The following is a 20571-nucleotide window of genomic DNA, read 5'->3' as shown; positions in this document are numbered from 1 at the left end:
GGGTACGCCAGGCCGGGTCGTCATGCCCCCGGGCTAAGCTGCCGCCCGATGCCCACCACCCCGCCCACCCTCAGCCCCGCCGCACTTGCTCGCTGCATTCCCTTCGTCGTCTTCATGGCGCTGCTGGCGCTGCGCGGCTACCTGCCCGCCGACCTCGGCGTGGACTCGCGCTGGATCTACGGCGTCCAGACCCTGATCGTCGCCGGCCTCTTGGCCTGGTACTGGCGCGGCTATGGCGAGCTGGTGCGCCAGAACCTGCCGGATGCCCGCGAGACTGGCTGGGCCGTCGTCGTCGGCATCGCTGTCTTCGCGATCTGGGTGCAGCTGGACGCGCCGTGGATGCAGCTGGGCGAAGCCACGGCCGGCTTCGTGCCGCTGGATGCCTCTGGTCAGCTGATCTGGCCGCTGGTCCTGCTGCGCCTGACCGGCGCCGCACTGGTGGTGCCGGTCATGGAGGAGTTGTTCTGGCGCAGCTTCCTGATGCGCTGGGTGCAGCACCCGGGTTTCGAGCGTGTCGACCCGCAGACCGTGAGCCTGCGCGCCATCGTCATGTCGACGTTCGTCTTCACGCTTGCCCACACGCTGTGGCTGGCCGCCGTCGTCGCGGGCCTGGCCTATGCGTGGCTCTACCGCCGCAGCGGCAAGCTGTGGACAGCCGTCATCGCGCACTCCGTGACCAATGCGCTGCTGGGCGTCTGGGTCATTTCGACCGGCCGCTGGGAGTTCTGGTAAGTCCGAGCCCCGGTCTTTCCAGATCCCTGAACGCCTCGAAGACCCAGGACCGCAGCCCGATGACGACGCTATAGGGCCGCTTCTCGGCCGACGGTAGCTTCTGGTCCAGCAGGTGCTGGCGCGCGAAGTCGTCGGCGGCGCGCCGCAGCCGCTCCGCCAGTTCGCGCGCGTGGCCAGCGCCGAACTCGCCATGCACCAGAGTCAGCAGCTCGCCCTCGCCATCGAAGCCCCCGGCGAAGAAATCGGCCATCACGCGCTCGCGGAAGAACTGCATGACGGGGCCTTGCGGCCGCCAGCGCAGCGTCTTGGCCACTTTGAGCTTGTAGCGGTTGTGTGGCCTCAATTCGATGACGCCCAGGCGGTCCAGCTGGGCCAGGGCCGCGACAGCATCGGCCTCGGCGACGCGGTAGCGCGCCAGCACGTCCTCCAGCGCCCAGTGGCTGAGGCAGCAAATGGCCACCAGCAGCAGCACCGGCGATGCGACGACAGCGCGCTCCTGCTCCAGGCTCAGCTCGCGCAGCTCGGGCGTCTGCTGCGCCAGCCGCGTTGCCAGCTCGGCGAACTCCAGCTTCAGCACCCGGCAGATCTCGTCGACGCGCGACAGCGGCATCTCGCCGCCCGGCGCCAGCATTCGCTTGACGCTGGATTCCGACAGGTCCAGCGCTTGCGCCAGCTCGGCGTAGCTCAGGCCCTGGCTCTTCAGCTCGGCCTTGATCAGGGCCACGAGGGATTGCGTGCTCGACATGGGCGCGAACGGTAGCGCATGACGACACCCCCGGGCGCACCGGCCGCGTCGCGTCGACAAAAACGCCGGCGCTGGATCAGTCCGCCGCGAAGCTCGCGCCCCTCCCCACTTCCCACCTCGTCGATATGCTCAACCGACGCCACCTGTTGTGCTGCGGCGCGGCCGCCGGCCTCTTCACCGCGCTCGCCGGCCCAGTGCGCGCCGGCCTGCTCAACCCCTGCCGCCGCGGCCTGCCGGACGCACTCAGGCCGCTGGTCGAGCGGACCTTCGAAGGCCTGGACCCGGCCCAGCTCTGGGACGTGCACACCCATCTGCTGGGCACAGGTGACTCCGGCTCGGGCTGCACCATCAACGCCCAGCTTGACCAGTGGTGGCACCCCGTCGAGATGCTGCGCAAGCGAGTCATCCTGGGCGCCGCCTGCATACCGCCGGATGCGCCCAGCGTTGATCGCGCCTATGCGCAGCGGCTGCGCGCGCTGGCCGAGGACTTCCCCGTCGGTGCGCGCTGGATGCTGTTCGCATTCGACCAGGCCTGCGACGACGCCGGCCGCCCGCATGCGGGCCACACGACATTCCATGTGCCCGACGCCTACGCGGCTCGCATCGCCGCCGATGCACCGCAGCGCTTTGCCTGGGTGGCGTCCATCCATCCTTACCGGGCCGATGCGCTGGCACGGCTGGACGCGGCGCTGGACGCCGGCGCCGTGGCGCTGAAGTGGCTGCCCTCCAGCATGAACATCGATCTGCGCGACGCCCGGCTGCGGCCTTTCTACGACCGTCTGGCCTCAGCCCGGCTGCCCGTCATCGTGCACTGCGGCGAGGAACGCGCCGTGCCAGGTGCTGGCCGCGATGCGCTGGGCAACCCGCTGCTGGTGCGCGCGGCACTGGAGCATGGCGTCCGCGTCGTCATCGCGCATTGCGCATCGCTGGGAACGGCTTTGGATCTGGATCGCAAACGGCCGCGCGATGTGCCAGCCTTTGCGCTGTTCGCGCGGCTGATGGACGAAGGCTGGGGCGAACGCCTGTTGGGCGATATCTCGGTCGTGCTGCAGGCCAACCGCAGGCCCGAGGTCGCACGCACGCTGCTGACCCGCGAGGACTGGCAGCCGCGCCTGCTGCACGGCTCGGACTACCCGTTGCCCTGCATCCCCGCCGCCGTGCGGCTGCCTGCGCTCGCCAGTGCCGGCCTGCTGGGCGCCGACGACGTACTGCCGCTGCAGGCCTTGCGCGAGCACAACCCGCTGCTGTTCGACCTGGCGCTGAAGCGGCGGGCCCGCTGGCGGGGCGCCCGCCTCTTGGAGGCAGTCTTCGCCACCCGCCCGCACTTCCAGCGACCCGCAGGCGCATGAAACGCTACTGCCCGGTGCTTGCCACGCGTCTAGGAACTATTCCCGGACACGGCAGCCCCGGCATCGCGCAACATCGCGCCCATTCCATAACCAGACAGGGAGTTCACATGGCATCCACCCCATACATCCGCCGCGACACCAGCGCCTGGCGCCTACAGGTCTGGACCTCGTTCGGCCTCAGCGTCATGCTGTGCGGCTCGGGGCTGGCCTGGCTGCCGGGCGCCGACTTGGACCGGGCCTTCATGGTCATGGGCTACGTGTTCTGCCTGTCGGCCGCGTTCGCACTGGCCAAGTTCATCCGTGACAACCAGGACCGTCCAGTCGACACGCCAATGTGGCGCCTCGTCGTCTGGGCCGGCTTCGTGCTCGCAATGGGCCTGACGGCCTGGGGCCTGTGGCGCATGGACGTGCAGCCGGTGTGGAAGGCCTACCTGCTCGTCTGCTGGCTCTACCTGATCTCCAATGTCTTCACGCTGGCCAAGATGCTGCGCGATGCCCACGAGGCCGACCTGCTCGAGGCCCGACTGCAGGGCCGCCGCGAGGCCACGATGCAGACCGCCAGCGCCGAAACCCCGTAACCCGAAGGACTGTCTGATGAAACGCTTGTTTGCCACCACCGGCCTGTGCCTGGCGCTGAGCCTCCCGGCGCAGGCTCACAACGCCCCGTCCGAGGCCAGCGCCGCCCTGTCGATCGCGCCGGTGGTGCTGTCGGTCGGCGCGGTCAGCGCCACCGGCGCCGCGCTGAGCGCACTGCCCGTGGGCATCCTGTCGGCCGGCGCTACGCTGGTGGTGGTCAGTGTCGAGGTCGTCGGCGGCGCCACGGTCTGGGTGCTGGAGCGGGCCTCGGACGGCATGCGCATCAGCATCAAGGCCGCCGGCAGGCTGGCCGAGGGCGTGGTCGTGTCCACCGGCGCGACCGTCGCGGTGTCAGTCATCGGTGCCGGCACGCTGCTGTCCGCCGCCGGCGAGGTCATCGCCTTCATCCCCAACGAGATCGGCAAGGCCCTGCTCTACAACGAACAGGTGAGCCGTTGAGGCTGGCCGTCGCCACCGCGGCGCTGCTGGTCGCCGCCGCCGCGCAGGCCGGCCGCCCCTGCGAGGACAAGCAGCCGACGGCGCGCCAGATCGAGCAGGGGCTGGACCTCGCGCAGGCTACCGCCCGCCAGCTCGACGCCAGCGGCGCCCAAGTCGCCATCCTCGCCCGCGCGGGGCAGGACCTGAGCAAGTACGGGCTGCGCTGGTCGCACCTGGGCTTTGTCTACAGGGACACGACCCAGCAGCCCCCCGTCTGGCGCGTCATGCACAAGCTCAACCACTGCGGCAGCGACCACGCAGCGCTGTACCGCCAGGGCCTGGGTGAGTTCTTCATGGACCGCCCCTACCGCTACGACGCCGCTTTCGTCGTGCTCCGGCCCGAGCTGCAGCAGGCCCTGCTGCCCATACTGGCGGACAACACCCGCGTGGCGCGCTTCAACGAACGGCGCTACAGCATGGTCGCCTATGCCTTCGGCACCCAGTACCAGCAGAGCAACCAGTGGGTGCTGGAGACGCTGGCCGGCGCGGCGGCTCCCGGCATCGCCAGCCGGCGGGCGGCGCAGGACTGGCTCCGGAGCCAGGGCTACACGCCGACCGACCTGCGCCTGTCCACGCTGACCCGCCTGGGCGGGCGCTTGACGCAGGCCAACATCGCTTTCGACGATCATCCCAGCGCGCGCCGCTTCTCCAGCCACATCGACACGGTCACCGTGGATTCGATGTTCGCCTGGCTGCCACAGGCCAACCTTTCCGACTCCCCGCAACTGGTCAAACCATGAGCCAAGACGCCCACCCGAATCAGTTCGCCCTGCTCGGCCAACGCCGCTTCGCGCCCTTCTTCTGGACCCAGTTCCTCGGCGCCGCGAACGACAACGTCTTCAAGTTCGCGTTCACGCTGATGATCACGTACCAGCTGCAGCTGGAGTGGCTCCCGCCCAGCCACGCAGGCCTGGTCATCGGCGCACTCTTCATCCTGCCCTACGTGCTGTTCTCGGCCACCAGCGGCCAGCTCGCCGACAAGCACGACAAGGCGCGGCTGATGCAGCTGGTGAAGAGCCTGGAGATCGCGATCATGGCCATCGCGGCCTGGGGCTTCTACGCAGCCCACGTACCGGCGCTGCTGGCCTGCGTATTCCTTATGGGCCTGCATTCCACGCTGTTCGGCCCGGTCAAGTACGCCTACCTGCCACAGCAGCTCAACGAGCGCGAACTGACCGGTGGCAACGGCATGGTGGAGATGGGCACCTTCGTCGCCATCCTGCTGGGCCAGCTGCTGGGCGGCCTGCTGGTGGACACGCCAGTAGTCGGCCCGCAGCACGTGGCCTGGGCCTGCCTGGGCCTGGCCATCCTGGGCCGCGCAACCGCGCAGGCCATCCCCGCAAGCCCGTCCACCGATCCCCATCTCGTCATCAACTGGAACCCCTTCACCGAGACCTGGCGCAACCTCAAGCTGGCGCACGAGGGGCTGGCCGTGTTCCGCTCGCTGCTGGGCATCTCGTGGATGTGGTTCTTCGGCGCGGTATTCCTGTCCAACTTCCCTGCCTTCGCCAAGGAAGTTCTGCACGGCAGCCCACAGGTTGCCTCGCTGCTGCTGGCCGTGTTCTCCATCGGCATCGGCATCGGCTCGCTGCTGTGCGAAATGCTGTCCAAGCGCCACGTCGAGATCGGCCTGGTGCCGCTGGGCGCCATCGGCATGAGCGTGTTCGCCATCGACCTGTACTTTGCCGCCACCGGCCTGCCCGCCGCCGAGCCCTACAGCGTCGGCGCCTTCCTCAGCGTGGCGGCGCATTGGCGCGTGCTGGCGGACCTGACACTGCTGGCACTGTTCGCGGGTCTCTATAGCGTGCGCATGTACGCGCTGATCCAGCTGCGCGCCCAGCCGACGCATCGCGCCCGCATCATCGCTGCCAACAACATCCTGAACGCGGTCTTCATGATCGCCAGCTCCCTGATCGCCGGTGCGATGCTGAGCGCGGGCCTGACGATTCCGCAGGTCTTCCTCGCGGTCGGCATCGCCAATGCCGTCGTCGCGGCCTACATCTTCCTCATCGTGCCGGAGTACCTGCTGCGCTTCATAGCCTTTGTGCTGACGCGTCTGGTCTACCGCTTCCGCATCACCAACGACGAGCGCATCCCCACCGCCGGAGCAGCCGTGCTGGTGTGCAACCACGTGAGCTTCGTCGACGCCGTGCTGCTCATGGCCGCCAGCCCCCGCCCCATCCGCTTCCTGATGGACGCGCAGATCTTCCGCATCCCGGTGCTGGGCTGGATGTTCCGGCTCGCCAAGGCCATTCCCATTGCGCCGCAGAAGACCGACCCGGCCACCTACGAGGCCGCTTTCGCTGCCGCCCGCGCGGTGCTGGAGGACGGCGAGATGGTCTGCATCTTCCCGGAAGGCGGCATCACACGCGACGGCGAGCTGCAGCCCTTCAAGGGCGGCGTCATGAAACTCGTCGAAGGACTGCCGGCGGTGCCGGTCATCCCGATGGCGCTGGGCAATCTGTGGGGCAGCTTCTTCTCGCGCGTCGAAGGCGGCCAGGCCATGGTCAAGCCGCTGCGGCGCGGCTTCTGGAGCCGGGTGTCTTTGACGGTGGACCGGCCGATGGCTCCCGGCGCCGTCACGCCCGAGGGGCTGCGCGAGCGCGTGGCTGGGCTGCTGGCACCGCGAGAGGGCCGAGTGTGACGCTGGCGACGCTGACGCGAGGGCTGCTGATCAGCGTGCTGGCAGCAGGTGTGCTGGGCTTCGGCCTCATGGGCCTGTGCGGGGGCTACTTCGCGGTATGGATGGGCCGTGCGGCGTTTGCGCCGGGCGGGGCGGGCGCCCTCAAGACACTGGTGCTGTCCGTCCCCTGCCTGATCGGCGGCCTGGCAATGGTCAGAATATGCGGCGGAAAACTGCTTGCGCTGATGCGCAGGCCTCAAGCGGAGGACCATCCCTCATGAGCACCGATATCGGCTCCCGGTTGGGGCGCTTCATCATCATCAGCCTGCTCATCGTCGCGACACTGGGCTTTGGCCTGGCAGGCCTGTGCGGCGCGGCCTTCACGCTGATGTCCCTGCCCGACCTCTCCAAGCCCGGCACGTATGCCGGCGCGGCTCTGGTCGTTTCCATTCCCAGCCTGCTGATCGGCGGGCTGGTGGCCTGGCTGTGCGGGCGCCAACTGGCCCGGCTGCTACGCAGCGACGACAACGACAGCGCGCCTTCTTGATCGCCGACGCTGCCACCGCCGCCTGGGCGCACAGTGCGCTGGCCTACGCGGGCATGGGCCTGGGTGCAGCGCTGTGGCGCGCCACGCTGAGGCGCCAGCACCGCGGCGGCGCGCTTGCGCCCGGCAACTTCGGCGTACTCGTGGGACTGCTGATCGGCGCGGCCCTGGGCAACAAGGCGGTCTTCCTCATCGAGCGTCCCGATCTCGTACTCCAGATGTGGCGAGGCAGCGTGTTGGTGTTTCCGGGCCAAAGCATCGTCGGCGGCCTGCTGGGCGGCCTGCTGGGCGTGGAGATCGCCAAGAAACTGACCGGCCAGACACGCAGCACCGGCGACGCGATGGTGCTGCCCATCGCCATCGGACTTGCCATCGGCCGCGTCGGCTGCTTCCTGGCCGGCCTGCACGACGACACCTACGGCCTGCCGACCACGACACCGTTCGGCGTGGACTTCGGCGACGGCGTGCCGCGCCACCCCACACAGCTCTACGAGATCGTCGTCGTGTTGGCCTTGGGTGTCTCGCTGCAACGCACGCGCTTCGCCACGCCAGGCTTGGCGTTCAAGCTGTTCCTGAGTGGCTACCTGCTGTGGCGCTTTCTCGTGGAGTTCCTCAAACCGGTGCCGGTGGCCTACCCGCTTGGCCTGTCCGGCATCCAGTGGACCTGTCTCGTCGCGCTCGCCTTCTACGCGCCGCTCGTGACGCGCGCCTGGCGCCAACCCACCCTTGCCAAGCCATGAACCGCAAGAACCGCCCCTACCTGTTCTACGACACGACGCAGTCCGTCTGCACGAGCTGCCTGCGCCATGTCGAGGCCAAGATCCTCATCAAGGACGAGCACGTCTACATGGACAAGTGGTGCCCTGCCCATGGCACCGAACGCGTGCTGGTCAGCGACGACGCGACCTGGTACCGGCAGTCCCGCGAAATCTTCGTGAAACCGCCGGAGATGCCGCAACGCTTCGCGACGCCCATGCAGTACGGCTGCCCCTACGACTGCGGCCTGTGCCCCGACCACATGCAGCACAGCTGCCTGTCCATCGTCGAGATCAGCGACCACTGCAACCTGCGCTGCCCCACCTGCTACGCCGCCTCGGGGCCGGAGCGGCTCACGCACCGCTCGCTGGACGAAGTCGTTGCGATGCTGGATGCCATCGTCGCCAGCGAGGGCGAGGCCGATGTGGTTCAGATCTCTGGCGGCGAGCCGACCCTGCATCCGCAGTTCTTCGACATCCTCGACGCCGCCAGGGCACGGCCCATCAAGCACCTGATGGTCAACACCAACGGGTTGCGCATCGCCCAGGACGCGGCCTTCGCCGAGCGGCTTGCGGACTACGCTCCGGGGCTGGAGGTCTACCTGCAGTTCGATTCGCTGCGACGCGAAGCGCTGATGGACCTGCGCGGCGCCGACCTGCGTGGCCCGCACGAGGCGGCGTTGGCCCGCCTGGATGCACTTGGCCTGTCGACGACACTGGTCATGACGGTCAAGCGCGGCATCAACGACGACGAGATCGGCGACGTGATCCGCCATGGGCAGCGCCACGGCTGCGTGCGCGGCGTGACGCTGCAGCCCATCCAGAACGCCGGCCGCGTCGAGGCCTATGACTCCGCGCGTCATCGCCTCACCGTCAGCGAGTTGCGCCGCCGTATCGCCGAGCAAAGTGGCGTGTTCACGCTGGCCGACGTGCTGCCCGTACCCTGCAACCCGGACACTCTGGCCATGGCCTATGCGTTGCGCGTCCAGGGCGCCGAGACGGGCCTGGTACCGTTGACGCGCTACCTGGACGCAGCCACGCTGCTGTCCGGCGACCGCAGCACCATCGTCTTCGAGGGTGACCCGGCCCTGAAGGCTTCGGTCTTCAAGCTGTTCTCGACCAATCATTCGCCCGAGAGCCAGTCCAACTGCCTGTCGGAGCTGCTGTGCTGCCTGCCCAAGATCGATGCGCCGCGCCTGAGCTACCGCGACGTATTCCGCGTCCTCATCGTGCAATTCATGGATGCTCAGTCGCTGGACATCCGCGCGCTGAAGAAGAGCTGCATCCACATCGCGCGCCCCGATGGCCGGCTCATCCCCTTCGAGGCCTACAACCTGTTCTACCGCGACGAGCGCCAGGCCGAGCTGGCCCGGATCCGAGCCGAGATCGACGCCCAGCGCGAGCAGCGACTGCGCTTCATGCCGAGGGTGTCTGCCGCCCGCGCCTGAACAGCCGCTTCACACGCAGCTTGATGGCCCGCGCCGTGCGCCACACGCCGCTGGCGCGCACCCAGCCCAGCAGCTCTGCCTTCCAGGCCGTCCAGCGCGCATAGAGGCGGGCAAACCAGGCCAGCTGCATCAGGGCCGGCTGGATGAGCTGGAACAGCCAGGCCAGCAGTGCGGTGCCGCCCACCTTGGCCGCGACGATGACGCCAACGCCGAAAACCACGTGGCCCTTGGCAACGAACCAGACTGCTGCCAGCTTGACGGGCAGGATCAGCAGACTGGGCAGCAGCAGCACGATGAAGGCCCAGCGAGGTGGCAGACGCCTGAGCAGGACCTCGGCATGGCGGATGACCGGCAACCGTGCCAGCAGCGCGAACACGCGCCGCAGCGGCTCCCAGCCCCATTCCTCGAAGAGGATGAGCAGCGCGAAGACGACCCGGAAGAGCCATCGCAGCGGGGCGAGCAGCAGTCTCAGCATGCCGTCATGTAGGGACGCCCGCGCCCCTCAACAAGCCCTAGACGCCACGCGCCCGGTCCGCATGGAACTGCGCCCGCCATGCCTCGAAGCGGCCGGCGTCCAGCGCGTCGCGGATCTCCTGCATCAGGTTCAAGTAGTAGTGCAGGTTGTGCACGCTGGTCAGCATGGGACCCAGCATCTCGCCGCAGCGGTCCAGGTGGTGCAGGTAGGCGCGGCTGAAGCCGCTGCAGCATTCGCAGCTGCAGGTCTCATCCACCGGCTTCTCGTCGGCCTTGTAGCGCGCATTGCGCAGCCGCAGGTCGCCGAAGCGCGTAAACAGGTGGCCGTTGCGCGCATTGCGCGTGGGCATCACGCAGTCGAACATGTCGATGCCCTGGCTCACGCCTTCCACCAGGTCCTCCGGCGTGCCCACACCCATCAGGTAGCGCGGCTTGTTCGCCGGTAGCCGGTGACCCGTATGTTCAAGGATGCGCTGCATCTCGGCCTTTGGCTCGCCAACCGACAGGCCGCCGATGGCATAGCCAGGCAGGTCCAGCTCGGCCAGCCCCGCCAGCGACGCGTCGCGCAGGTTCGTGTACATGCCGCCCTGCACGATGCCGAACAGCGCGTTGGGGTTGCCCAGCCGCTGAAACTCGGTGATGCAGCGCCTGGCCCAGCGCAGGCTCAACTCCATCGACTGCTTGGCCTCGCGCTCCGTCGTCAGCACACCCTTGCTCTCGTAGGGCGTGCACTCGTCGAACTGCATCACGATGTCGCTGTTCAGCACTGTCTGGATCTGCATGCTGACCTCGGGCGTGAGCAGCAGCTTGTCGCCGTTCACCGGCGACGCGAACTTGACCCCTTCTTCGCTGATCTTGCGCATGGCACCCAGCGACCAGACCTGAAAGCCGCCGGAATCGGTCAGGATGGGCTTGTTCCAGCTCTCGAAGCGGTGCAGGCCGCCGAACTGCTTGACCACGTCGAGGCCCGGGCGCATCCACAGATGGAACGTATTGCCCAGGATGATCTGCGCGCCCATCTCGTCGAGCGAGCGCGGCGTGACACCCTTGACCGTGCCATAAGTGCCCACGGGCATGAAGATGGGCGTCTGCACGACGCCGTGGTTGAGCGTGAGCGTGCCGCGGCGGGCGCGGCCTTCGGTCTTGAGGAGGTCGAACTTCAGCATGGAATACGGATTGTCGCAGCCAGGGCCGCGGCGACGCCGGCCACCACGACCTCAAAGGCGAGGCAGCCACATACCCATCGTCGCCCCGAGGATGCCTCCCGCCGTCGCCATGCAGGCCAGGACCAGGACGGCCGTCACGGCCCAGCCGCGCAAGCGCAGGTAGAGCTCCAGCACGGCCAGCGGAACCAGGAACTGCGCGAAGGCGAGCACGGTCAGGAACGGTCCGGTGAAGCTCGCGGGATCGAATCCGACGGGCCGGCGGAACACCATCAGCCACAGCATCAGGCCCAACCGGAAGAACCACACGCCGTTGGCCGCCAGGAACAGGCGCAGCGCCCAGCGCCGATGCGCCACGATGTCCCGCGCCCGCGCCGACCGCCAGGCCAGCAGTGCGAAGCCGATGATGAGCAAGGCGTTGAGGGTCATGCCCAGGTGCTGGCTGATGTCCCCCACGGTGCCGCGCACCCACAGCAGGTACAAACCGCTGCCACTTCCCGCCAGCGCCCCGACCATGAACACGCACCCCACACCGCGGTGCATGGCCGGCAGGCGCCGCCGCAGCGCCGGGACCAGCTGCAACACGCCGCCCGCCGTCATCAGCAGTGCCAGCAGCAGATGCAGGCTCAGCATCGCATTGCCCAGGCCGTCGCCCGCCACCCACCGGGACTGGCCGGGCCGCCCGCCCAACGCAGCAGTGCCGTAGGTGACGGCGATGTAGCTCGCAAAGATGGCCAACCCGGTGGCCGCGACAAGGAACCAAAGGCCGGCGGCGACCGAGGCGGGTTGGCGTGTGGTGAGGGTGGGCAAGGCAGCCTCGACGCAGTTGCGATGGAGAGCGGATTCTTCAAGGCGGTATCCCCGGCGTCGCCCGCCGGCCGACGAACTGCAGAGACGGCCGGATCAGCTGCAGCAGCGCCAGACGGTCCGGCGGACAATCGGGCCATGTCCCTCACCCTGGCTGCGCCCGTGCAGCACGAGCTGATCGTCAAGAAGAGCCGCTTCCTAGGCCGTGTGGAGCCCTGCGCCGACCGCGCGGCCGCGCTGGCCCGCGTGGCCGCGCTGCGCGCCGAGCACCCGGGCGCCGCGCACGTGTGCTGGGCGCTGCTGGCTGGCGGCCACTCCGCGGCCAACGACGACGGCGAGCCTGGCGGCACTGCGGGCCGGCCCATGCTGGACGTGCTGCGGCATCAGGGCCTGGACGGCGTTCTGGCCACCGCCGTCCGCTACTGGGGTGGCGTCAAGCTGGGTGCCGGCGGCCTGGTGCGGGCCTACACCGACTGCATCGCCCAGGCGCTGCTGACGGCCGAGAAGATAGAGCGCGTGGCCCTGGCGGAGCTGGGCTGCGAGCTGCCCTACGAACTGGAGGGCCGTCTGCGCAGGCTGGCCGAACAGCACGTCGCCCAACTGCTGGACGTGCGGCACGAGGCGCGCGTGCACATGCGCTTCGCGCTGCCGGTCACGGCACGAGCCGCGTTCACTGCTGCCGTGGACGACGCGGCTCAGGGCCGGGTGGCCTGGGCGCGTGAAAGCAGCATCGCGTCGCCGTAGCTGAAGAAGCGGTAACGCTCGCGAATCGCACGCGCATAGACCGCCCGGATGTGCTCGTAGCCTGCCAGCGCGCTGACAAGCATCATCAACGTGCTTTTTGGCAGGTGGAAGTTCGTGACGAGACGGTCGACGACGCGGAACTCGAAGCCCGGCGTAATGAAGATGTCGGTCTCGCGGGCACCAGCTTGCAAACTGCCACCGCGTGCCGCGGACTCCAGCGCGCGCAGCGTCGTCGTGCCCACGGCGACAACGCGGCCGCCGCGGGCGCGGCAGGCGGCCACCGCATCCACAGTGGACTGCGGCACCTCGAACCATTCGCTGTGCATCTTGTGCTCGGAGAGCTGCTCGACACGTACCGGCTGGAACGTGCCGGCGCCGACGTGCAACGTCACGTGTGCGCGCTCGACGCCGCGCTCGGCCAGGCTGGCCAGCAGGGCCGAGTCGAAGTGCAGGGCCGCCGTCGGCGCCGCGACGGCACCGGGCTCCTTGGCGAAGACGGTCTGGTAGCGGCGCTCGTCGTCCGCGCTGTCGGCATGGGCGATGTAGGGCGGTAGCGGCACATGGCCGTGCGCCTCCAGAAGCGCGAATGGGTCGCCGTCGAAGCGCAGGTGGAAGAGCCCGTTGTCCGGTCCACAGCGGCCCAGCACCTCGGCCCCGAAGGCGTCGGCGAAACGCACACGGCTGCCCGGCTTGGGGCTCTTGCTGGCGCGCAGGTGCATCCACACCTCCTGCGTGCCGGGCAGAACGCGTTCGACCAGCGCCTCCACCGCACCGCCGCTGCTCTTCGCACCGTACAGCCGGGCCTTGATGACGCGCGTGTTGTTGAAGATCAGCAGGTCGTCCTGCGACAGCAGCCCGGGCAGCTCGCGAAACACCCGGTCCACGGGTTCGCGGCCGGTGGCGTCCAGCAGTCGGGACGCACTGCGTTCGGCCGCGGGATGCTGGGCGATCAGCTCGGGGGGAAGATCGAAATCGAAGTCGGCCACCGTGTGGGCCGGCGAGGCGGGAAGGCTCATGGACGCGCTTGAGGGCCGGACAGACCCGTGCCAAAGAGAGTGGATTCTCCCATCGCCACACCTTGATGCAGCTCAAGGCGGCGCCAGCGGCGCGGTGCCAGCATGGTCGCAGGAGGTTCCATGAGCACTGCCCTCACACACGGACAACATGCGCTGCTGGAGAGCGAGCTGCGGCTCGCGCGCCAGCGCGCGCAGGCCGCACTGCAGGCTCAGCGCGACGGCAGTGACCGTCTGGCGCATGCCGCCACGCTGCTGGAGGACGACCCGCAGGAGCACGAGTCCGAGCGCGAGCTGGATCAGGCCCGCAGCGAGCTGCTGCTGGCCGAGCTGCAGGACATCGATGACGCGCTGATGCGCCTGAAGACGCCCGCCTATGGCCGCTGTATCGACTGCGGCGCCGTCATCCCCTTCGATCGCCTGCAGCGCCAGCCCCAGGCGTTGCGCTGCGTCGACTGCCAGGCCGCCACCGAGGCCACCCGCTGATCCCACACCATCCCCAGGAGACCCCAGATGTTCCACGCCGTCGTCCACCTCGACCACCACCATGCCCAGGTGCTGCATTTCGACGCCCACCAGGTGCATGCCGCCCGCATCGAGCCCCACGACCGCCGCGCCCCGGGCCATGATGCGCACGCCGAGCACGCCCTCTTCGAGGCGGTCTGCCAGGCCGTTCAGGACACGCCCGAGGTACTGGTCACGGGTTCGCACCCCGTCATCGGCCAGTTCCGCCACTACGTCGAGGCGCACCGGCCGAGGCTGGCCCCGCGCATCGCCGACTATCGGCCGGCCGCGCCGCTGAGCCAGGGCCAGATGCTGGCGCTGGCGCGCCAGTTCTTCGTCGCCCACGACCGCATGGCTGGCGTGCCCACCCCGAGCTGAGCGCGCCCGGGCGCGGGCATATCGCACACGCGAGGCATCCGCCTGCGAAGGCCCGTCATATCAGGCCCATAGACTCGGCGCGCTCCACCTGCCGCCGTGAACCGTCGTTCCTGCCTTGTCCTGCTCACCCTCCTCGGCATGCGACTGCCGGTCGCTGCGGCCGATGACTTCCTGCTGGGCCTCACCGAGAACCTGCCACCGCTGAACTACCTGGACGGCGGCGAGCCGCAGGGCTTCAGTGTCGAGCTGCTGCGGATGATGGCGACGGCCGCCGGCATCGGGATCGAGCTGCAGGTCCTGCCCTGGCTGCGAGCCGTGCAGGCAGCCGAGGCCAGTCCCAACAGCGTGCTGTTCTCGCTGACTCGCACGCCCGAGCGCGAGGCGCAGTTCCAGTGGGTGGGGCCGATCGCACAGCGACGCATCCTGCTCTACAAGCTGGCCAGTCGCACGGACCTGTCGCTGGCACAGCTTGGCGACCTGGGCAGCGCTCGCATCGGCGTGGTGCGCGACTCCGCGGCCGACCGACAGCTGCAGGCCTCGGGCCTCAAACCCGGGCTACACCTGGAGCACGGGCTGGACGACGCCACCAACGTACGCAAACTGCTCGCCGGTCGCATGGAATACGTGGCCCTGCTGGACTGGGCCGCCAGCTGGAACCTGCGCCAGCTGCAGCTGCCCTATGGCACGCTGCAGCCCGTGCTGGAACAGGATGCTTCCCGCACCTACTGGTACGGCCTGCACCCGGCCACGGACCCGACCCTGGTACGTCGGCTGCAGGCTGCGCTGGATGCAGTGCGGCGCGACGGACGTTACGAGCGCCTGAGACAACGCTACTTCCGCTGACCTTCGCAACCGCTGCGGGCACGCCCGGGCCGCGCGTCGGCGTGCCGCCAGAATCGCACCCATGACCACGCCGCCCCCGCCCCAGGACAAGCCGAAGTCCGCCCCCCAGAAGGCGATGGAGAAGCTCGGCTTGGTGCGCGACATCGACCTGGCGCTGCACCTGCCCATGCGCTACGAGGACGAGACGCGGCTCACGAGCATCGCCGCCTTGCGCGAGGGCGAGCCGGCGCAGGTGGAGGGCGTCGTCGTCGACTGCCAGGTGGAGCTGCGCAGCCGCCGCCAGCTGCTGGTGCGCATGAAGGACGAGTCCGGCACGCTGCTGCTGCGCTTTCTGCACTTCTACCCCTCGCAGCAAAAGCAGATGGCGACGGCGACCCGGCTGCGTGTACGCGGCGAGGCCCGCGTCGGTTTCTTCGGCCGTGAGATGGTGCATCCGGTCGTCAAGGTGGTAGACGATGGCACGCCGCTGGCGCAGTCGCTCACGCCGGTCTATCCGGCCTCGGCCCAGCTGCCCCAGGCCTATCTTCGCAAGGCCGTGGCCACCGGCCTGGCACGCGCCGACCTGCGCGAGATCCTGCCGGCGGGTGTCGTGCCGCACGGCCTGCCCAGCCTGAAGGACGCGTTGCACTACCTTCATCATCCGCCGCCCAGCGCGTCTCAGGACGCGCTACATGAGCACCACCACCCGGCCTGGGAGCGCCTCAAGTTCGAAGAGCTGCTGGCCCAGCAGCTGTCGCAGCTGCAGGCCCAGCGCGAGCGCGCGCTGCTGGTGGCGCCGGCACTGCGCGCCCGGCCGGGTGGCCTGCACGAGAAGCTGCTGGCAGCATTGCCCTTCCATCTGACCGGTGCGCAGCAGCGCGTGTCCGAGGAGATCGCGCAAGACCTGTCCCGGCCACAGCCCATGCACCGGCTGCTGCAGGGCGACGTGGGTTCTGGCAAGACCGTCGTCGCGGCGCTGGCCGCAGCCGTTGCCATCGATGCCGGTTGGCAGTGCGCGCTGATGGCGCCCACCGAGATCCTGGCCGAACAGCATTTCCGCAAGCTCATTGGCTGGCTAGAACCGCTGGGACTGAAGGTAGCCTGGATCACCGGTAGCGTGAAGGGCAAGGCACGGCAGAAGATGCTGGATGCCGCCGCGTCGGGCGAGGCTCAGCTCGTCGTCGGTACCCACGCCGTCATCGAGGACAAGGTGCGCTTTGCCAGGCTGGGCCTGGCCATCATCGACGAGCAGCACCGCTTCGGGGTCGCGCAGCGGCTGGCGCTGAGGAACAAGCTCAAGGCCATGGACCTCGAGCCTCATCTGCTGATGATGAGCGCGACGCCTATCCCGCGCACGCTGGCAATGACGTATTTCGCGGACCTGGACGTCTCAACCATCGACGAGCTGCCTCCTGGCCGCAGCCCCATCGTGACCAAGGTCTTCACGGAGTCAAAGCGCGACGAGGTCGTCGACAAGATACGGGGCGCGGTGGGCAACGGCGCCCAGGTCTACTGGGTCTGTCCGCTGGTGGAGGAAAGCGAAGCCGTGGACCTGCGCAATGCCACTGAAACGCACGCCGAGCTGAGTGCGGCGCTGCCCGATGTCAATGTGGGCTTGCTGCATGGCCGCATGTCGCCCAGCGACAAAGCCGCCGTGATGGCGCAGTTCTCCGACGGCACGATGAGCGTGCTGGTGGCGACCACCGTCATCGAGGTGGGCGTGGATGTGCCCAACGCCAGCCTGATGGTCATCGAACATGCCGAGCGCTTCGGCCTTGCGCAGCTGCACCAGCTGCGCGGCCGCGTGGGACGTGGCGCCAAGGCCAGTGTGTGCGTGCTGATCTACAGCCCGCCGCTGTCCGACACGGGGAAGTCGCGGCTCAAGGCCATGGCCGAGACGACAGACGGCTTCGAGATCGCGCGACGCGACCTCGACATTCGCGGCCCCGGCGAGTTCATGGGCTCGCGTCAAAGCGGTGCCGAGCTGCTGCGCTTTGCCGACCTGCAGGAGGACGCCCCGTTGCTGGTGGCAGCGCGGGCGCTGGCACCGCAGCTTCTGGACAAGCACCCCGAGGCCGCACGCCGCCAGGTGGCTCGCTGGCTCGGGACGAAGGCGGAGTTCCTGAAGGCCTGAGCGCGACCGCCGCCAGGCACTGCGGCCCGACCGGCCGGCTTCACTTACAGCTGAAGCTCTTCGCATTCACTTCCTTGACGTTGCCGGCGCCGCAGGTCGCCAGGGCCTGCTCGCTCATCTTGCTGATGGCGTTGGCGTCGGTCGACGTCGTGACGGGCGGCGCAAAGACGCAGGCGCTGAGCAGGGCGGCGGCGGCCAGGATGGCGGAAAAGGAAGCGATGCGGGTCATGCGGGGTCCAGAGGTTGAAGAGGAGGAAGGCCGCAGCCTAGGCGAGCCGCGGCACGGCGTCGCCCGGCATGCGACGAGATGCACGCCGGCGGTGCCAGCCTGCAGCCGCGCGGGATGCGCCGCGCTCAGTCGCCCAGGCAGATTCCGAGGTCACGGGCGGTGGCCAGCGTGTCGCCGTCCAGCGGCACGGCCTTCATGCGGCCGGCCACATCGGCCAGCGGCACGGGGCGGACATCGCCGCCGTCCAGCGCCACCATGATGCCGCTTGCGCCCGCCGCCAGCTCGCGAACCGCCGCGGCACCGAAGCGCAGCGCCGCGACACGGTCGAAGGCCGTCGGGCTGCCGCCCCGCAGCAGATGGCCCAGCACCACGCAGCGCGTGTCCTTGCCTGTCAGCCGGGCCAACGCCTGGCTGACCTGCTCGCCCATGCCGCCCAGCCGCTCGGCGTGGCCGGCCTCGGCCGGTGCGGTAAGCGCCCGCGCGCCGTCGCGCGGGCAGGCGCCCTCGGCGACGACGACGATGGAGTAGGCCTGGCCCTGGGCCTCGCGCCTCGCCACCATGCCGGCGACGCTTGTCAGGTCGAAGGGCAGCTCGGGCAGCAGGATGGCGTGGGCGCCGCCGGCGAGCCCGGCATGCAGCGCGATCCAGCCCGCGTAGCGGCCCATCACCTCCACGACCAGCACGCGGTGGTGGCTGGCCGCCGTCGTGTGCAGGCGCTCGATGCAGTCGCTGGCGAAGGCCACGGCGGTGTCGAAGCCGAAGGTCGTCACCGTGCGATCGAGGTCGTTGTCTATGGTCTTGGGCACACCCACCACGCGCAGGCCGCGCAGCGCCAGCTGGTGAGCGATGGCCAGCGAACCGTCGCCGCCCACCGCCACCAACGCATCGATACGCTCCCGGGCCAGCGAATCCAGCAAGTCCTGCGAGCGGTCGAGCAACGCGACGCTGCCATTGGCCTGGGATGTCGGGTAGGCGAAAGGGTCGCCCTTGTTGGTGGAGCCCAGCAGCGTGCCTCCTACGGCCGCGATGCCTTCGACGCGCTCGCGAGTCAGCTCGATGCACCCATCGCCCGCGCGATAGCGCTCGGGGCGCAGCAGGCCGTCGTAGCCGTCGCGGATGCCTATGCAGCTCCAACCGCGCTGCAGCGCGGCACGTGTGACGGCGCAGATCACGGCGTTGAGGCCGGGGGCGTCGCCGCCGCCAGTGGTGATGGCGATGCGACGGAGGGTGGGAAGGGCTTGGACGTCGGTGGCAGGCATGGCCGCGAGTCTGCTACAGCTCCAGCTTCTCGCGCAGCAGCCTGGCCTGCCGCCGCGACACCTCGACCTGATGGCCATCGCGCAGCGTGACTCGGTAGCCGTCGCTGCTAGACGGCGCAATGGCCTGGATCCAGCGCAGGTTGATGAGGTGGCTGCGGCTGGCGCGGAAGAAGAGCTGCGGGTCCAGCTTCTCCTCCAGGCCCGTGAGGGTGCGCGCGAGCAGCGGGCGCTGGCCGTCGAACCAGGCCTGGGCATAGTTGCCGCAGGCCTCGAAGCCGGCGATGTCGCCCAGACGCACGAACCAGCAGCGTTCGCCGTCGCGCAGGAACACCATGTCGTCGGCCCCCTTCAGGCCTGCGGACGCGGCGACTGGCGCCGGACGCAGGCGCTCACGCGCCTTGGTCAGCGCCGCCTCCAGGCGTTCGGGGTCGATCGGCTTGAGCAGGTAGTCCAGCGCATTGCGCTCGAAGGCGGCCAGCGCGTGCTGGTCGTAGGCGGTCGTGAAGACCACCAAGGGAAGGTGCTCGAGCCGGTCCAGCAGGTCGAAGCCGGTGGCCCCGGGCAGCTCGACGTCAAGCAGCAGCAGCTCAGGAGCCAGCGCCTCGATGGCCTCGCGGGCCGGTGCCAGTTCGGCGGCTTCGCCGACGATGTCGGCATCTGGGATGGAGGCGAGCAGCGTTCGTAGCTCCTGCCGGGCCAGACGCGAGTCCTCGACGATGTAGATCCTCATGCGGCCAGATCCATCGCGACGGTCACGCGCCCGTTCGCCTCAGTGACTTGGCAGCCGGCGCCAGCGCCTCCCGCGCGCACCAGGCGCTCGCGCAGGTTGACCAGGCCCAAACCCGTGCCTTCAGAGGCTCCTGGAGCCCAACGGCCCGGGTTGGCAACGACCACGCTGACGGTGGCGCCGTGGCGGCGGATGGCGATGTCCACCACACCGCCGCCCGGCGTGCGCGCGATGCCGTGCTTGATGGCGTTCTCAACCAGCAGCTGCAGCAGCATGGGCGGAACGCAGGCATCGGCCGTGGCGGGGTCTACCCTCCAGTCCACGCGCAGCCGTTCCTCGTGATGCAACTGCTCCAGCGCGATGTAGTCGCGCACGACGGCGAGTTCGTCGGCCAACGGCACGCGCTCCTTGGCGCTGTGCTGCAACGTGTGGCGCAGCGTGTTGGACAAGCGGCTAAGCATTTCGCGGGCGCGGGCCGGGTCCTCGTTGACGAGAGCGCGCAGGTTGTTCAGCGCGTTGAACAGGAAGTGCGGGTTGATCTGGGCGCGCAGCACCTGCAACTCCAGCTCGCGGGCGGCAGCCTCGGCCTGCCATTTGGCGATCTCGCCCAGGCGCCACCGGTCGAGCATCTGCAATCCCACCCAGACGGCCATCCACAGCCACAGCAGGATGGTGGTGTTCACGGTGTAGCTCGCCAGTACCGCCCAGCCATGGGGCATGTTGGGCGGGAACTCCAGCAGCCCCAGCCACAACCCGGCGCGGTTGACTCCGTACAGGGCCAGCTGCAGGCCGAAGGCGAACACGGGCGGCATGAACACCAGGCAGAACAGCAGCGAGCGCGGCGACCTGTCCAGCCAGCGCTGCCACAGTGCCAACGCGCGCAGACCCTCGCTGGCCGCGAAGAGCCCGGCGCCGACGCACAGCATCACGAAAACCAGCGAGCCGTTGACCGGCTGGAAGCTCGCCACCATGGCGAGCGAGACGGCCATATAGCCACTCCACAGCAAGGCCTGCACGGCCAGGCGTCTGCGCGTCGTCATGCTCCTC

General features: G+C 69.1%; 24 protein-coding genes. 15 read left to right on the top strand and 9 right to left on the bottom strand.

Going from position 1 to position 20571, the window contains the following annotated elements:
* The first annotated feature begins 48 nt into the window (after positions 1 to 48).
* The gene (locus QM732_RS24250) at positions 49 to 732 is read left to right on the top strand and encodes a CAAX prenyl protease-related protein (protein WP_415658654.1); all 684 of its coding nucleotides are present in this window, start codon (positions 49 to 51) and stop codon (positions 730 to 732) included.
* Here the strand turns inward: QM732_RS24250 and QM732_RS24245 are convergent.
* Complete coding sequence (locus tag QM732_RS24245; protein ID WP_415658653.1) at positions 701 to 1477, bottom strand: helix-turn-helix domain-containing protein; 777 nt, start codon at positions 1475 to 1477, stop codon at positions 701 to 703. The two genes, QM732_RS24250 and QM732_RS24245, sit on opposite strands and share 32 nt — an antisense overlap.
* 125 nt (positions 1478 to 1602) lie before the next feature.
* Between QM732_RS24245 and QM732_RS24240 the strand changes: the two genes are divergently transcribed.
* The 9 genes from QM732_RS24240 (at position 1603) to QM732_RS24200 (ending at position 9270) form a co-directional block, all read left to right on the top strand.
* Positions 1603 to 2826, top strand: a complete 1224-nt coding sequence (locus QM732_RS24240) for an amidohydrolase family protein (RefSeq protein ID WP_415658652.1) — start codon at positions 1603 to 1605, stop codon at positions 2824 to 2826.
* 107 nt (positions 2827 to 2933) lie between these two features.
* On the top strand, positions 2934 to 3404 hold the full coding sequence (locus QM732_RS24235; protein WP_415658651.1) for a YiaA/YiaB family inner membrane protein: 471 nt from the start codon (positions 2934 to 2936) through the stop codon (positions 3402 to 3404).
* A gap of 16 nt (positions 3405 to 3420) precedes the next feature.
* Positions 3421 to 3861: a hypothetical protein gene (locus tag QM732_RS24230; protein WP_415658650.1), complete on the top strand. Its 441-nt coding sequence runs from the start codon at positions 3421 to 3423 to the stop codon at positions 3859 to 3861.
* Entirely contained in the window at positions 3858 to 4640 is a 783-nt protein-coding gene (locus QM732_RS24225; protein ID WP_415658649.1) for a DUF2145 domain-containing protein, read from the top strand. Before QM732_RS24230 ends, QM732_RS24225 begins: the two co-directional genes overlap by 4 nt.
* On the top strand, positions 4637 to 6544 hold the full coding sequence (locus QM732_RS24220) for an MFS transporter (RefSeq protein ID WP_415658648.1): 1908 nt from the start codon (positions 4637 to 4639) through the stop codon (positions 6542 to 6544). The genes QM732_RS24225 and QM732_RS24220 overlap by 4 nt, the downstream gene beginning before the upstream one ends.
* Positions 6541 to 6804, top strand: coding sequence for a hypothetical protein (locus QM732_RS24215; protein WP_415658647.1), 264 nt, complete (start codon positions 6541 to 6543; stop codon positions 6802 to 6804). Before QM732_RS24220 ends, QM732_RS24215 begins: the two co-directional genes overlap by 4 nt.
* Entirely contained in the window at positions 6801 to 7070 is a 270-nt protein-coding gene (locus tag QM732_RS24210) for a hypothetical protein (RefSeq protein ID WP_415658646.1), read from the top strand. The genes QM732_RS24215 and QM732_RS24210 overlap by 4 nt, the downstream gene beginning before the upstream one ends.
* Positions 7067 to 7807, top strand: a complete 741-nt coding sequence (locus QM732_RS24205) for a prolipoprotein diacylglyceryl transferase (RefSeq protein WP_415658645.1) — start codon at positions 7067 to 7069, stop codon at positions 7805 to 7807. The genes QM732_RS24210 and QM732_RS24205 overlap by 4 nt, the downstream gene beginning before the upstream one ends.
* Positions 7804 to 9270: a radical SAM protein gene (locus tag QM732_RS24200; protein WP_415658644.1), complete on the top strand. Its 1467-nt coding sequence runs from the start codon at positions 7804 to 7806 to the stop codon at positions 9268 to 9270. The genes QM732_RS24205 and QM732_RS24200 overlap by 4 nt, the downstream gene beginning before the upstream one ends.
* On the opposite strand, the gene QM732_RS24195 is transcribed toward QM732_RS24200, so the two are convergent.
* Genes QM732_RS24195 through QM732_RS24185 form a run of 3 tightly spaced genes read right to left on the bottom strand, consistent with a single transcriptional unit; the run spans position 9239 to position 11717 of the window.
* On the bottom strand, positions 9239 to 9745 hold the full coding sequence (locus QM732_RS24195) for a hypothetical protein (protein ID WP_415658643.1): 507 nt from the start codon (positions 9743 to 9745) through the stop codon (positions 9239 to 9241). The two genes, QM732_RS24200 and QM732_RS24195, sit on opposite strands and share 32 nt — an antisense overlap.
* A gap of 37 nt (positions 9746 to 9782) precedes the next feature.
* Positions 9783 to 10910, bottom strand: a complete 1128-nt coding sequence (tgt, locus tag QM732_RS24190; protein ID WP_415658642.1) for a tRNA guanosine(34) transglycosylase Tgt — start codon at positions 10908 to 10910, stop codon at positions 9783 to 9785.
* Positions 10911 to 10961: 51 nt separating this feature from the next.
* Positions 10962 to 11717: a DUF2306 domain-containing protein gene (locus QM732_RS24185; protein WP_415658641.1), complete on the bottom strand. Its 756-nt coding sequence runs from the start codon at positions 11715 to 11717 to the stop codon at positions 10962 to 10964.
* Between the two features lie 135 nt (positions 11718 to 11852).
* Here QM732_RS24185 and QM732_RS24180 point away from each other — a divergent pair, with 135 nt between their 5' ends.
* Positions 11853 to 12458 carry an IMPACT family protein gene (locus tag QM732_RS24180; protein ID WP_415658640.1) on the top strand — a complete coding sequence of 202 codons (606 nt, stop codon included), beginning with the start codon at positions 11853 to 11855 and terminating at the stop codon, positions 12456 to 12458.
* Here the strand turns inward: QM732_RS24180 and queA are convergent.
* Positions 12410 to 13474, bottom strand: a complete 1065-nt coding sequence (gene queA / locus QM732_RS24175) for a tRNA preQ1(34) S-adenosylmethionine ribosyltransferase-isomerase QueA (protein ID WP_415658639.1) — start codon at positions 13472 to 13474, stop codon at positions 12410 to 12412. The genes QM732_RS24180 and queA overlap by 49 nt on opposite strands.
* Before the next feature lie 120 nt (positions 13475 to 13594).
* Here queA and QM732_RS24170 point away from each other — a divergent pair, with 120 nt between their 5' ends.
* From QM732_RS24170 to recG, 4 genes are all read left to right on the top strand, one after another.
* Positions 13595 to 13957 carry a TraR/DksA family transcriptional regulator gene (locus QM732_RS24170; protein WP_415658638.1) on the top strand — a complete coding sequence of 121 codons (363 nt, stop codon included), beginning with the start codon at positions 13595 to 13597 and terminating at the stop codon, positions 13955 to 13957.
* Positions 13958 to 13984: 27 nt separating this feature from the next.
* Positions 13985 to 14353, top strand: a complete 369-nt coding sequence (locus QM732_RS24165) for a hypothetical protein (protein ID WP_415658637.1) — start codon at positions 13985 to 13987, stop codon at positions 14351 to 14353.
* Positions 14354 to 14491: 138 nt separating this feature from the next.
* Positions 14492 to 15196: a substrate-binding periplasmic protein gene (locus QM732_RS24160; protein ID WP_415658636.1), complete on the top strand. Its 705-nt coding sequence runs from the start codon at positions 14492 to 14494 to the stop codon at positions 15194 to 15196.
* Positions 15197 to 15257: 61 nt separating this feature from the next.
* Positions 15258 to 17309, top strand: a complete 2052-nt coding sequence (gene recG / locus QM732_RS24155; protein WP_415658635.1) for an ATP-dependent DNA helicase RecG — start codon at positions 15258 to 15260, stop codon at positions 17307 to 17309.
* 40 nt (positions 17310 to 17349) lie between these two features.
* Here recG and QM732_RS24150 read toward each other — a convergent pair whose 3' ends face one another.
* From QM732_RS24150 to QM732_RS24135, 4 genes are all read right to left on the bottom strand, one after another.
* Complete coding sequence (locus QM732_RS24150) at positions 17350 to 17538, bottom strand: hypothetical protein (RefSeq protein WP_415658634.1); 189 nt, start codon at positions 17536 to 17538, stop codon at positions 17350 to 17352.
* Positions 17539 to 17663: 125 nt separating this feature from the next.
* Positions 17664 to 18797 carry a 6-phosphofructokinase gene (locus QM732_RS24145; protein WP_415658633.1) on the bottom strand — a complete coding sequence of 378 codons (1134 nt, stop codon included), beginning with the start codon at positions 18795 to 18797 and terminating at the stop codon, positions 17664 to 17666.
* Positions 18798 to 18810: 13 nt separating this feature from the next.
* The gene (locus tag QM732_RS24140; protein ID WP_415658632.1) at positions 18811 to 19527 is read right to left on the bottom strand and encodes a LytR/AlgR family response regulator transcription factor; all 717 of its coding nucleotides are present in this window, start codon (positions 19525 to 19527) and stop codon (positions 18811 to 18813) included.
* Complete coding sequence (locus tag QM732_RS24135; RefSeq protein WP_415658631.1) at positions 19524 to 20564, bottom strand: sensor histidine kinase; 1041 nt, start codon at positions 20562 to 20564, stop codon at positions 19524 to 19526. The genes QM732_RS24140 and QM732_RS24135 overlap by 4 nt, the downstream gene beginning before the upstream one ends.
* Positions 20565 to 20571 lie beyond the last annotated feature (7 nt).

Origin of the sequence: Roseateles sp., from assembly GCF_047654805.1 — a bacterium.
Taxonomy (GTDB): Bacteria; Pseudomonadota; Gammaproteobacteria; order Burkholderiales; family Burkholderiaceae_C; genus Pelomonas.
Note: the sequence above shows the minus strand (reverse complement) of the source record. Positions and strands in the feature narration are given on the sequence as shown.